Raw genomic sequence first — 13450 nt, forward strand, 5'->3', positions numbered from 1 at the left:
ACACTTCTCCTTGATTGATGAAGTAAGGGCGTCCAGCGCGCCGCTCGGATGAAAGGTCGACCGATGCGTTGTGCAGGATGACGGCACTAAATTGGCAGGTACGGCGGGATCAGAGTAGCCACTCTGGCTCGCTATCTTCTATGTATGGGATGCATAGGTATTGTCGCGATGTGTTCCGAGCGCGTCGCAGCCCTCGCCAAGAAGGCTGGATACAAGATGCTCGATCAAGGTACGGCCGGCACTCCGGGTACGCGAGCCATGGGGGAAGTAGGCATGAACAGGTACGGATTCGGTTTCCCAATCAGTGAGCAGTCTGACGAGTTCACCACTTTCAAGCTCACGCCGGCACGCCCAGGCCGTTGTCGACGTGACCCCCAACCCAGCGGCTGCGGCTGCGACTGCTCCCTCATTTTCGTCGGTCGAGAAGTGAGCCTCGAGCTGAATTGTCCTGGTCTCTCCATTGCGTGTGAACATCCAGCCGCTCGGGACAGTCGAGGCTGGACCGGCAATGATTCGATGTGATTGCAGGTCCTCCGGTGTAGTCGGCACTCCAGCGGCGCGCAAGTAGGAGGGGGAGGCGAGAATGAACCTGGAGATTGTCATGATCTGACGGCTTGTTGCACTGGAATCCAATAGCCGTCCCAGCCTTATCGCAACGTCGATATTTTCGCGGACCAGGTCTTGCCAGTGATCGGCGAGCAGGACCTGGATATGCAGGTTGGGATGTATTGCCGCGAACGGAGCTATACGCGGAATGATTTCCCTAACGCCGATGCTCGTTGGCATGCTGATCCGGACGACGCCACGCAGCTCTCCACCTGCGCGAACGCTCTGCTCAGCTTCTTCCACCGCTGCAAGGATCGGCTCCATGCGCGACAGAAAATCCGCCCCGGCTTCAGTGGGTACAACGGCGCGTGTGGATCTCGCCAACAGCAGGGTGCCGAGATCGGCTTCGAGTTCAGCAACAATCCTGGAGACCTGGGATTGAGAAAGACCCATTTCACGTGCCGCGGCCGAAAAACTGCCCAGTCGCGCCACCCTTGTGAAAAGCCTGTAGGTGAAAAGGTCCTTCATATAGGCACCTCTTTGGAAACGAAACAGGTGTCCATGAGCAACCGAGGACAGTTGAGGGCAGCTATGGCCCCCAGTTACCGACGGCGCAGCGTATCAGGCAGCTTCGGTGTAGAAAGGATAGTCCGTGTAACTCGCCACCGTGCCACCGAGACCAGTAACCGTTGGCTGCAAAGGCCAACACTCCGGCCACTGGCGGTGAGGTCATTACACAAATGCTAGTGAAGAATAGCCCTGTTTCAAATTCGCGAGCCCATCCCCCCCATGAGTGGGGGGGCAAGTCGGAGTCCAGCCCACTCTAATGTGACCATCTGTCCGGTAAAACCATAATTGGCAGCCTGGTTGCGGGTATGAGAGTGCACAAATGGAAAATGACGAATCATCAGCAATACTTCACTTCGCCATAAGTGTCCGATTCTCTTCGGCGATCTGACGATCGACCGGGACGTTGGAACCAATACTCCTGTCGGACTCAAGACGGATGTTCAGCTTTTTCTACGCATCCAGAGGCTGGCGAGAAGCTCTGGACGGTCAGTGGAAAAGGCCCATATTGGCGCAAGTCAAATAGCATCTCGCGGCTCACGCAATGGGCGATTCGGCAGATCAGGGCTTAGCGGGTCAGTCGGATCGCTTGGGAGTTCGACATGAACAAGTACATTGAACTGCGTTTGCTGTCACTGATCGCCTTCGGTGTTTGCGTGAACAGCTACGCCGACGATCAGGCCGAGCTGGCCAAGCAATCACTGAACCCGGTCGCCGCGCTGTACAGCTTGCCGATCCAGTACAACTGGAACCAGAAAATGGGGCCCTCGGGCGAAGGCATTCAGAGCGTCACCAACATTCAGCCGGTTCTGCCGTTCAGCCTGAACGAGGACTGGAACCTGATCTCCCGCACGATTCTGCCGATTATTGATCAGCACGGGCTGGCGCCGGGTGGCATCGCCGATAAAAACGGCGTAGGGGATACCTCGCAAAGCTTTTTCTTCTCACCGAAAAAGCCCACCGACAGTGGCTGGATCTGGGGGGTAGGGCCGGCCTTGCTGTTGCCCACCGGCAGTGACAAATTACTCAGCAGCGAGCAGTGGGGGCTGGGTCCGACGGCCGTGGCGCTGAAGCAGGAACACGGCTGGACGACGGGTATTCTCGCCAACCACATCTGGTCGCTGGAGAACAGTCCGGCCGATGACAAGGAAAAAGTGAACCAGACGTTCCTGCAACCTTTCCTGGTGTACACCACCGCGAAATACACCAGTTTTGGCATTAACACCGAATCCACTTATGACTGGCAGGCCAAGGAGTGGAGTGTGCCGATCAATCTGTTCGTGACGCAGCTGTTCAAAGTCGGCAAGCAGCCGATGAGTATTCAAGTGGGGCCACGCTATTGGGCGGACAGTCCTGAAGACGGCGCTCATGGCTGGGGCTTTCGCGTGGCATACACGCTACTCTTTCCTAAATGAAGGGGGTCGTTTCAGTAGCTTGCAATGGCCCATTGCCTGATCGACCGCGGCTCAAGACCGAGCCACTTTTCGTTATGCAAAAGGCCTGACAATGGATCACATAGAGCCACAACTGATCCTCAAAACCACACCGCCGCGCGGCCAGAAATCTGCCCGGATGCGCAGCCGGCTGGCGATCGACACCCCGGAACTGACCGACAAGGTGGTGATCGCCGTCCATGCGCCGGCCGGCTTCGGCAAGACGTTTTTGCTGACCCAGTGGCGCCGGGAGTGTTTGTCCCACGGCGCCGTGGTGGCCTGGCTGACGCTCGATGCGCATGATGATGGCGCCCGATTTGTCCAGGGCCTGGGAGTGGCCATGGCGATTGGCAGTGGCCGGCCATCCTTTGCTCGCGCCTTCGAGCCTGTTCCGGGGCCAGGGCGTGACGAGTTCGAAGGGCTGACACAGTGGCTGGCGGAAGTCGCCGATCTGGGCAGCGAGACCGTATTGATCCTGGATGAAGCTGACGCCTTGCCCGACGTGACTATTCGTCACTCCCTGACCTATCTGTTGCATAACGCTCCAGCCAATTTGCGCATCATCATGGCCTCCCGCTCACGTTTGAATCTGCAAGTGGCCGACCTCGCGGCGAGGGGACGGTACGCTACGGTCAGCACGACGGCCTTGCGGTTCGGTGTTGAGGAAGCTGTCGCGATACTCACGGGGCGCTTTGGCGCAAAGATCGACGCCGACCTTTGCGTGCGTCTGCATGAGGTTACGGAGGGCTGGCCCCTGGGTTTGCAGCTGGCTATTTCAGCGATGGAAAAAAGTTCGAGTCCGGGGGCAGCCATCGTAGAACTGTCAAAATGCACGGGCGATATTCAGCGCTATTTCGTTGACAGCCTGGTGGCCCACCTGCCCGACGAGCAGGTCACATTCTTGACGGGCATCGCCTTGCTGGAGATGGTTCAGCCTTCTTTATGCGTCGCCCTGACGGGGCATCCGCGCGCAGCAGAGCTGCTTCAGGAACTGTGTGTTTCGACACCCATTTTCGTCGAGAGTGTCGACAGCGATTGGGTGCGCATTCATCCATTGGCCCGGGAGTTCCTTCTGGGACGTTTTGCAATGTTGCCTGCGCAGCAGCGTCAGGGTTTTCACGAGCGTGCAGCGGTCTGGCTGCAACAGCACGAATTCCTGGAGCAGGCGGCTCGCCAATACCTGTTGGCCGGGCTACCAAAGCCAGCTTACGAAATGATCGAAGCATGCCTGTACGACGTGATGTTGCGCGGCCGGTTCAGTCGAGTGCTGGAATGGGTCGAAGAACTTGAGCCCGAGGCCGTGTTGTCACACCCGCGCATCTGCCTGGCTGCTGCCTGGGCACTGGCGATGGGCGAGCGTCAGGCTGAAGCCGCGCGATTGATTACCGCCATCGAGCAACACCCGTCCGCCGATGAGGCAACCCGTTGCGAGGCCGCCGCCATCGAGACCGCCGCCGCCTATTTTGCCGATCGTCCGGATGAGTCGCTGGCCCTCATCACGCCATGGGTTGACCGGTTGCCTTCGTTCCCGATCAAGGTGCAAGCGATTGTGGCGAACCAGATAGCTCGTCTGACCTTGTCACAGGGCCAGCCGGAAAAGGCCCGGCGCATCTTTCAGCGTGCACCGCATTACTCGTGGAGCCCCGGCCTGGATGCCATTCGCGGGTTTGGCGAGTGGGTCGTCGGCCTGACGTATCTTTGGGAGGGACGGATGCTGTCGTCGGAAGCTGCCTTGCGCGCCAGTCTGGTGCTCGCTGAGCAAGACATTGGACGACGCAGTCCGATTGCCGTGATGATGGCCAGCGCCCTGGCAACCGTCATGCTGGAGCGAGGGGAAATTCAGGAAGCCAGTACGGTATTGGCGAACCGGATGGACATGGTTGAACGTCTCGCTTCGCCTGATGCGATTGTGCTGGGCTATATCACTGCCTCTAGACTGGCTTCGATGCAGGGACATGGACATCGCGGACAGGACCTTCTTGAGGCGTTATTCGCATTGGGCGAAGAACGCGGCATTCCAAGGTTTTGCATCGCATCGCTGGGCGAGCAGATTCGTCTGCATGCGTTGCAGGGGCGCAGTGACACCTGTCAGGCATTATGGCGGCGTCTGGAGGTTGTCACACCGCTCATTGCCCGCGAACAAACCGGGCTGCTCGGTCCGGAGTTGGCCTTGATGGCGGGCGTGGCCGACGCTTATGTCTTGCTGGCCAAGCGTGATTGGGAAGCCATGCTGGTTGTACTGGACAAGGCTGGCGCAACCGCCGAGTACCTGCGCCGTGGCCGGGAAATTGTGCAGATCAAACTGCTCAGGGCCTTGGCGCTCAAAGCGACGGGCGAAGAGGGCACCCCCTGTTTGCTGGAAGCGGTCAGCCTCGCACAAGAGAGTGATATGCAGCGCGTGGTGCAAGACACCCATCCCGATCTGACCAAGTGGGTGCAATCCCTCCAGCGTCAGACCCTCCCGGCGGCGACGGCAGTATCCCCTGCGCCAATGCCTGTTTCGCGACCGGAGTCCGCCCCATCGAGCGTCTCAGCCAGTCGTTTGCTGACCCCCAAGGAGCGTGAGGTGTTGCAGCTGCTCGCACGCAATCTCTCCAACAAGCAAATTGCCCTGGCCCTGAATGTCGGCGAGGAAACCGTGAAGTGGCACCTGAAAAACCTGTTTGGAAAGTTCCAGGCCGGGACACGGCAGCATGTCGTAGCGCGTGCGTACATGCTCGGGATTCTCGAAACAGCGGGCTGATGCTCATCCGCAATCCAGGATGATCCGTCCGGTTCATTCTTCAATACCCCCAATCCGGTTTTATGCCTCCCCCCCTACCAATGGGGGGTTTACACCCGCGTCTTCGCCATAGTCTGGCCCCAACAAAAGTGCAACGTGCATCAGTGGGTGGAGAGCAGGGATTATGTCGGAGAGAGTGCTGATCGCCGGCGCGGGAATGGTGCCGTTTCTGCCGCTGGGTGGCTGTGACAGCCACGCGGCATTGGCGGGGCAGGCCATTCGTGCGGCGCTGGCCGATGCGCGAATCGACTATGACCTGGTCGACCAGGTATTTACTGCCTGTGTCCACGGCGAATCCGGTATCGCCGAGCAGATGTTGTCTCAGATTGGCTACTCCGGTGTACCGGTTTTCAGTCTCGCCGATGGTTGTGCCTCTGCCAGCAGCGCTTTTCAGTTGGCCCGCAACAGCGTGCTGTGCGGTCAGGCTGAATGTGTGTTGGTGATGGGCGTCGAGTGCATGCCAGCGCGGATTTCCAATCGTGAGTTTTTCGGTTTGAAAGAGCTCGCTCGCGATGAGTCGGCAATGGTCGGTCCGAGTGGCGACGTCGCTTTTGTCGAGCGTCGACAGCAACCGGCGCTGCTGTTCGCGGCCCAAACCAGTTGGCTGCTGACGCGGCTGGGCGTTGCCGAAAACAGCTTCGACCAGGTGCTGGAGCGGGCGCGAATTCAGGCCGGACTCAACCCGTACGCCGTGTTGAATCGCGTGCCGGATCGCGACGGCTGGCTTCCGCCTTATCTGTGCCCGCCAGCCCGCGGCGCGGCGGCTGTCCTGATCTGCACGCCGGCCTTCGCCTTGCGCTTCGGCGCTCGGGCGGACATCACCGTGCTGGCCAGTGCCCGAGGCAGTGACAGCGCCTCGGAGCAAGAGTCGGGCTGCGTGCTTGATGTGCTGGGGCGGGCGACCACCCGGCGTGTGGCGCAGCAAGCCTATCAGCAGGCCGGTCTCGGCGCGGAAGACATCGACGTGGCGGAGTTGCACGACCAGAGCGTCGGCGACTTCATGGTCAACAGCGCAGCGCTGGGCTTTTGCCGAGAGGACGAGATTGACCGATTCGTGCAGTTCGGTCACCGCCTGAAAGGACGGATGAATGCAGTGAACCCCTCGGGCGGCTTGCTGGGGCGTGGACACGCCCCGGGGGCTACCGGGTTGGCGCAACTGGTCGAGCTGGTCTGGCAACTGCGCGACATGGCCGACGGCAGACAAATTACGGGCGCCCGTACGGCGCTCCAACACAGCACAGCCCTGGGTCGGGCCGTGTCAATCACCATTTTGCAGCGCACTTGAGAGGAGGCTCAGTGCGCCGTGATTCACCCCATGACTTTCGTAAACCATAGAGCAGGTGGCACGTTTGATGAACAAAAATAATAAGATCTGCCATGCAAACCTTCGCAAGGGGTTGCTGACTTCGGCGATTCTCACCGGCCTGGGCATCGCGCCCGTGCAGGCCGTCGAGATCAACACCGGGAATGAAGATTTTGCGGTGCGCTTCGACAACACGGTGAAGTTCAACTACGCCCAGCGTGTGGAGGCACCCAACAGCAAGCTGGCCCATTCGTGGAACAACAACGACGGGGATCGCAATTTCTCTTCCGGCAGTCCAGTTTCTCAGCGGCTGGATGTGCTGTCTGAGTTGGATGTGGTTTACAAACAGAAGGCTGGTTTCCGGGTCAGCGCGAACTCCTGGTACGACCATGCTTATGACGATGTCGGCAGCAACAATGCGTCGACCAATCAGCTCAACAGTGGTGTACCGGACTCCCGACACCAGAGCGGTTACACCGATCGTTATTACAATGGTCCGTCTTCCGAAATTCTCGATGCCTTCGTGTTTGGCAGTACAGAAGTCGGTGATGAGTCGCTGCTCAGTGGCAAGGCAGGCAAGCACACCCTCTACTGGGGGAGAGTCTTCTGTCCTTTGCCCATGGCAACAGTTATGGGCAATCCGGACTTGATATTTCCAAGGCGCTGGCGGTACCCGGAACGGAAGCCAAAGAGCTGTTTATTCCGCGCAATCAGTTGTCCGCGAGCTTCACGCTCAACCCGGAACTGACCCTCGGCGCGCAGTATTTTCTGGATTGGGACGCCGCGCGGCTGCCGGAATCCGGCACCTACCTTGGCTTTAACGACGGCATCCAGAATGGCGGGCACAATCTATCGTTGATCGGTGCACAGAACCCTCGCTTTGGTACGCCCGGCCCATTGGGCGCCAATCAGTTTTTGCGGCTCAACAACGGTCACACGTTCACCCCAGACAAGCACGGTGACTTCGGTTTGATGGCCAAGTGGAGCCCTGAGTGGCTGCAAGGCACCCTCGGTTTCTACTACCGCAAAACATCCGACATCCTGCCGAACCTGGTCTTGCAGCCAACCGCAGTAGGTCCTGCGCAACTGATCTCCGGCAACATCGGCAGCTACAACCAGTTCTACGTCGATGACATCGATGTCTACGGCCTCAGCCTGTCGAAAAGCATCGAAGGCGTCAGCGTCGGTCTCGACCTGAACTATCGCCACAACATGCCGTTGTCCAGCGTGCCGGCAACGGTCAGTCCGGCGGCAGGTGCTGCCGGTTTACCGGGCTTCATCAGCAACTTCGATGGTGACAACGGCGTGGCCCGAGGCAACACCGTGCACGCAGTACTGAACGGCTTGACCACCTTCGGTGCGACTCCCGTTTGGGACAGTTCGACCTTGCTGGTCGAACTCGCCTACAGCCGTTGGCTGGACGTCACCGAGAACAAGCAATTGTTCAAAGGCGAAGACTGGTATCACGGCGTCGACAAGGTCAGCAAGGACAACTACGTCCTGGGCGTCAACTTCAACCCGACCTGGTACCAGGTGTTCCCCGGCATCGATATGTACTTGCCGGCCACCTATAACGTCGGGCTTTCGGGCAACTCGTCGGTTCAGCTCGGGGGTAACAAGGACTCCGGAAGTTACTCGGTGGGTGTCGGCATGGACGTGCACAACCAGTACCGGTTTGACCTGAAGTACGTAGACAACTTTGGTCCGTTCGACACCTGCGATTCCGCCGGTAGCGCGGGTGCACAAGGCGCGGGCGCCGCACCTGGGGCCAATGGTCAATACAACTGTGTACCGGGGCAGACCACCGCGTTCAGCGGTACACAGCCTCAGCTCAAGGATCGGGGCATGGTCACGTTTACGTTCAAAACGACCATTTGATCGAAGTCTTTGCTTGATAGCAGGAGTCACTCCATGAAGTTCGTCAACACGCTATTGTTCACTGCCTTGACCGTTGCCATTGCTGGCGCGGCACACGCTGCAGTTTCCCCTGATGAAGCAGCCAAACTGGGCAGCAGCCTGACCGCCGTCGGCGCTGAAAAAGCCGGCAATGCCGACAGCACCATTCCGGCCTACACCGGTGGTATCACCACACCGCCGGCCAGCTTCCAGGCCGGCAGCTCCTTCCGTCCGGACCCTTTCGAGGCTGACAAGCCACGTGCAGTCGTCGACGGTAAAAACGTCAGTCAATTCGCCAACAAACTGACCGCGACCACGCAAGAATTGCTCAAACGTTACCCAACGTTCCGGGTTGACGTGTTCCCGACCCATCGCAGTGTTGCACTGCCGCAGCGCTTGCTGGACAACACCGCGAAAAACGCCGTCGGCACTAAAACCCTCGAGGGCGGTGTAGCCCTTGAAAACGCGCTGCCGGGCGTGCCGTTCCCGATCCCGAAAGATGGCTATGAAGCCATGTGGAACCACCTGCTGCGTTATCAGGGTTATGCCACCAACTTCAAATACGATTCCTGGAACGTCGACGGTTCCGGCTCGGCGATTTTGGCTACGTCCGGTAACGCCTATCTCGAATATCCGCTCTACGATCCGAAGCGTACGGAGCCGGCGAAAGAGACCGATCTGTTCTTTAAGACCAAACTCTACTACCAGGCCCCGGCCCGTCGAGCAGGCGAAGCCATCCTGGTGCAGGATGCGGTCAACCCGCTGAAAATGGAGCGTCGTGGCTGGCAATACCTGCCGGGTCAGCGCCGCGTGAAACTCGCGCCGGACATCGCCTACGACACGCCGAACCCAGGTTCGGCCGGTGCCTCGACCTATGACGATGCCTGGGTGTTCAACGGTGCCATGGACCGTTACGACTTCAAGCTGGTCGGCAAGAAGGAAATGATCGTTCCGTACAACACCTACAAGCTGAACTATCACAAGGAAGCGGCGGACATCACCACGCCGCACCACGTCAACCCGGACCTGGTGCGCTGGGAGTTGCACCGCGTATGGGTGGTTGAAGCGACGTTGAAACCGGGCAAACGCCACATCTACAGCAAACGTACGTTCTACCTCGACGAAGACAGCTGGATCGCACTGGCTTCCGATGAATACGACGCCAGCGGCAAGTTGTACCGCGGCTCGTTTGCACACCTGGCTTACAGCTACGACGTGCAGGCGCCGAACTCCGACAACCACATGATTTATGACTTTGTCTCCGGCAGCTACAACATCACCGGCATCTACGGCCCGTATGGCGGCATCAAGTACATCGATCCGCTTTCGAAAGCGCAGTGGGCACCTGAATCACTGGCCGGTACGGGTATTCGCTAAGCCATAAACGCGGGTATTTTTTTGTCGCCGGCAGTGTGTCCTCGCACTGTTTGGCGGCTTTTTTTTCCGAGTGAACCTCATGAATGCATTTAGATGGATAACGCTCACTGCGCTAGCCGTGGCATTGGCCGTGCCATTTACCAGAGCCGTGGTCGCCGCGGATTTTGTCGACCCGCTGTCGAGCCCGGCGATTCAGAGTGAAAAAGCCGTTAATGGAACGTTCACCGGGGTGGCCCGTGCGGGTAAGCGAGTGATTGCTGTGGGCCAGCGCGGCCACATTTTTTATTCCGATGATAACGGCGTTCATTGGCATCAGGCTGAAGTGCCGGTGAGCTCCGATCTGGTGGCGGTGCAGTTTCCGAGCCCGACGCAGGGCTGGGCGGTCGGGCACGACGGCATTGTGTTGCACAGCGACGACAACGGTGAAACCTGGAAACGCCAGCTCGATGGCCGTCAGGTAGGGCAGATCATGCTCGAACACTATCAGCGGCAAGCGGTGCCGGATGATGCGTTATTAGCCGAAGCTCAACGAATGATCGATGAAGGGGCCGACAAACCTTTTCTGGATGTGTGGTTCGCCGACGACAAAACCGGCTACATCGTCGGCGCATTCAACCTGATTTTCCGTACCGAGGATGGTGGCAAGACCTGGCTACCGATGATGGACCGCACGGACAATCCGGGAGCACTGAACTTCTACGGAATGCGCGCCATCGGCGATGACCTGTTCATCGTCGGCGAACAAGGCCTGGTGTTGAAACTGGATCCGGCCACGCAACGCTTCGTCAACGTTCCGACGCCCTACAGCGGCAGCTATTTCGGTATCACGGGCAAACAAGGCGTTGTGCTCGTTTATGGCCTGCGCGGCAATGTTTACCGCAGTGTCGATCACGGATCGAACTGGGACAAAGTGGAGCTGGGCCTGTCTTCCAGCATCACCGCGAGCACGGTCACGGCAGACGGACGCATCATTCTGGTCAGCCAGGCGGGGCAAGTGCTGGTCAGTTCTGATGACGGCGTGACCTTCACGCAAACGCCACAACAACGCCTGGGGCCTGCTGCTGCGGTGCAGGCAACCGGGTCTGGCTCGGTGGTGGTCGCAGGCGCTCAGGGCTTGCGCCAGTTGCCGTACCAATGAGCCCACTTCACAGAATAAAAAGAGACGAGCCACGTCATGGGTAATTACAACCTCGATACGATGCCGGTGATCCGAGAGCTCAAGGGCTTCGATGCACGCTCCGGCAATTTGCTTGAACGCCTGATTTTCAATAACCGTCTGCTGGTGGTGCTGACTTGCCTGGTCGTCACCGTGTTGCTGAGCTATTTCGCGGCCACGCGGCTGACGCTCAATGCCAGCTTCGAAAAGATGATTCCGCAGAGTCAGCCGTACATCAAAAACTACCTGGAAAATCGCCAGTCCCTGCGCGGTCTGGGCAATACGGTGCGGGTGGTGGTGGAGAACACCAACGGCGACATCTACGACCCGAACTACCTGGAAGTGCTCAAGCAGGTCAACGACACCTTGTTCCTGACGCCGGGCGTGGACCGGGCGTGGGTGAAATCATTGTGGACACCGGCCGTGCGCTGGACCGAAGTGACGGAAGAGGGTTTCCGTGGCGGTCCGGTGATGCCAGACTCCTACGACGGCTCGGCCAGTGGCGTCGAGCAATTGCGCTTGAACATTGCCCGTTCCGGCATCATCGGCAGTCTGGTCGGCAACAACTTCAAATCGAGCATGATTGTGGTGCCGTTGCTGGAGAAAGACCCGGTTACTGGCGCTGCGATCGACTATCACCAGTTCTCGCGTATGCTCGAAGAACAGCTGCGTGACAAGTTTGAATTTGCAGGTTCCAGCGCGAAACACAAGGCGGGTGAAGAGGGCAAAGGCCCGATCAAGATCCGCGTCATCGGCTTCGCCAAACTGGTGGGCGATCTGATCGATGGCCTGCTGCTGATCATGCTGTACTTCGGCGCGGCCGCTCTGATTGCCACCGCCATCATTTATGCCTTCACCCGTTGCGTGCGCAGCACCACGCTGGTGATTCTGTGCTCGGTGGTGGCCGTAGTCTGGCAGCTCGGTTTGATCACCTTGTTCGGTTATGCGCTCGACCCATTTTCGATTCTGGTGCCGTTTCTGGTGTTCGCCATCGGCGTATCCCACGGCGCGCAGAAAATGAACGGGATCATGCAGGACGTCGGACGCGGCACCCATCAGCTGATCGCCGCGCGTTACACCTTCCGCCGCTTGTTCCTCGCCGGCCTGACCGCGCTGCTGGCCGATGCCGTGGGCTTTGCGGTGCTGATGCTGATCGACATTCCGGTGATCCAGGATCTGGCCGTCACCGCGAGCATTGGCGTGGCGGTATTGATCTTCACCAACCTGGTGTTGCTGCCGGTGCTGCTGTCCTATTGGGGCGTCAGTCCGAAAGCGGCGGCGCGCAGTTTGCGTCAGGAAAGCCAGGAGCGAAAAGGCAAAGGATTGGGCAATGTCTGGAGCTTGCTGGACCGCTTTACCGAACGGCGCTGGGCGACGGTGGCGGTGGTGGTTGCCGGGCTGCTGGCGGTGGGTGGCTTCGTGGTCAGCACGCATTTGAAGATCGGTGATCTCGACCCGGGGGCACCTGAGCTGCGTGCGGACTCGCGTTACAACCGTGATAACGCCTACATCACCGCGAACTACTCGCTGTCCAGCGACCAGTTCGCGGTCATGGTCAAAACCGCCAGCGAAGGCTGCCTGAAGTACGAAACGCTGGTGGAAGCGGACCGCCTGGGCTGGTTGCTGCAACAGCAACCGGGTGTGCAAACCACTGTGTCGCTGGTCAATGCCGTGAGGCAGATTACCGCCGGTTCCTACGAGGGCAACCCGAAGTGGCTGACCATCGCCCGGAACCAGAACGTACTGAACTACGGTGCGCAGCAGGCCTCGGTGAACAACCCCGAATTGTTCAACAACGACTGCTCAATGATGCCGGTGATCGCTTATCTCTCGGATCACAAGGCCGAAACCCTCGATCATGTGGTGAAGATTGCCGATCAGTTCGCCCGGGAGCATAGCAATGGCGATCGCCAGTTCATGCTCGCTGCCGGCAGCGCCGGGATCGAAGCGGCGACCAACATTGTTGTGCGCGACGCCAACCGCACCATGCTGTTCTACGTGTACGGCGCGGTGATCGTGTTGTGTTTCATCACCTTCCGCAGCTGGCGCGCGGTGGTGGTGGCGGTCGTTCCATTGATGCTGACGTCGATTCTCTGCGAAGCGCTGATGGTCTGGCTGGGCATGGGCGTCAAGGTCGCGACCTTGCCAGTCATCGCACTGGGTGTCGGCATCGGTGTTGACTACGCGCTGTACCTGCTCAGCGTCCAACTGGCGCAACAACGTGCCGGTCTGTCGTTGACCGAAGCCTACAAAAACTCCGTCGCGTTCACCGGCAAAGTGGTGGCGCTGGTCGGCATCACCCTGGCGGCAGGTGTCATTACCTGGGCCTGGTCGCCGATCAAATTCCAGGCGGACATGGGCATCCTGCTAACGTTCATGTTCATCTGGAA

Annotated in this window: 7 protein-coding genes and 1 pseudogene; 7 read left to right on the forward strand and 1 reads right to left on the reverse strand. The window is 59.1% G+C overall.

What is annotated here, in order from left to right:
• Positions 1–138 precede the first annotated feature (138 nt).
• Complete coding sequence (locus tag JFU37_RS02710; RefSeq protein WP_201112577.1) at positions 139–1074, reverse strand: LysR family transcriptional regulator; 936 nt, start codon at positions 1072–1074, stop codon at positions 139–141.
• A 641-nt stretch (positions 1075–1715) separates the two neighbouring features.
• On the opposite strand from JFU37_RS02710, the gene JFU37_RS02715 reads away from it, so the two are divergent.
• From JFU37_RS02715 to JFU37_RS02745, 7 genes and pseudogenes are all read left to right on the forward strand, one after another.
• Positions 1716–2528 (forward strand): transporter, encoded by an 813-nt coding sequence (locus tag JFU37_RS02715; protein ID WP_201112579.1) that lies wholly within the window; start codon positions 1716–1718, stop codon positions 2526–2528.
• Positions 2529–2619: 91 nt separating this feature from the next.
• Positions 2620–5289, forward strand: coding sequence for a helix-turn-helix transcriptional regulator (locus tag JFU37_RS02720; protein WP_201112581.1), 2670 nt, complete (start codon positions 2620–2622; stop codon positions 5287–5289).
• A 163-nt stretch (positions 5290–5452) separates the two neighbouring features.
• Positions 5453–6613 carry a thiolase C-terminal domain-containing protein gene (locus JFU37_RS02725; protein ID WP_201112583.1) on the forward strand — a complete coding sequence of 387 codons (1161 nt, stop codon included), beginning with the start codon at positions 5453–5455 and terminating at the stop codon, positions 6611–6613.
• Positions 6614–6680: 67 nt separating this feature from the next.
• Positions 6681–8509 (forward strand): annotated as a pseudogene (locus JFU37_RS02730) (DUF1302 domain-containing protein).
• A 33-nt stretch (positions 8510–8542) separates the two neighbouring features.
• Positions 8543–9904, forward strand: coding sequence for a DUF1329 domain-containing protein (locus JFU37_RS02735; RefSeq protein WP_201112585.1), 1362 nt, complete (start codon positions 8543–8545; stop codon positions 9902–9904).
• Between the two features lie 79 nt (positions 9905–9983).
• Positions 9984–11042, forward strand: coding sequence for a WD40/YVTN/BNR-like repeat-containing protein (locus tag JFU37_RS02740; RefSeq protein WP_201112587.1), 1059 nt, complete (start codon positions 9984–9986; stop codon positions 11040–11042).
• 36 nt (positions 11043–11078) lie between these two features.
• The coding region (locus JFU37_RS02745) for an efflux RND transporter permease subunit (RefSeq protein ID WP_201112589.1) at positions 11079–13450 on the forward strand (2372 nt) is incomplete at its 3' end.

Origin of the sequence: Pseudomonas sp. TH41 (genome assembly GCF_016650695.1) — a bacterium.
GTDB lineage: Bacteria > Pseudomonadota > Gammaproteobacteria > Pseudomonadales > Pseudomonadaceae > Aquipseudomonas.

Coding starts and splice junctions, on each gene's coding strand:
- JFU37_RS02720 (WP_201112581.1), top strand. CDS start 2,620: ATGGATCACATAGAGCCACAACTGATCCTCAAAACCACACCGCCGCGC.
- JFU37_RS02710 (WP_201112577.1), bottom strand. CDS start 1,074: ATGAAGGACCTTTTCACCTACAGGCTTTTCACAAGGGTGGCGCGACTG.
- JFU37_RS02715 (WP_201112579.1), top strand. CDS start 1,716: ATGAACAAGTACATTGAACTGCGTTTGCTGTCACTGATCGCCTTCGGT.
- JFU37_RS02735 (WP_201112585.1), top strand. CDS start 8,543: ATGAAGTTCGTCAACACGCTATTGTTCACTGCCTTGACCGTTGCCATT.
- JFU37_RS02740 (WP_201112587.1), top strand. CDS start 9,984: ATGAATGCATTTAGATGGATAACGCTCACTGCGCTAGCCGTGGCATTG.
- JFU37_RS02725 (WP_201112583.1), top strand. CDS start 5,453: ATGTCGGAGAGAGTGCTGATCGCCGGCGCGGGAATGGTGCCGTTTCTG.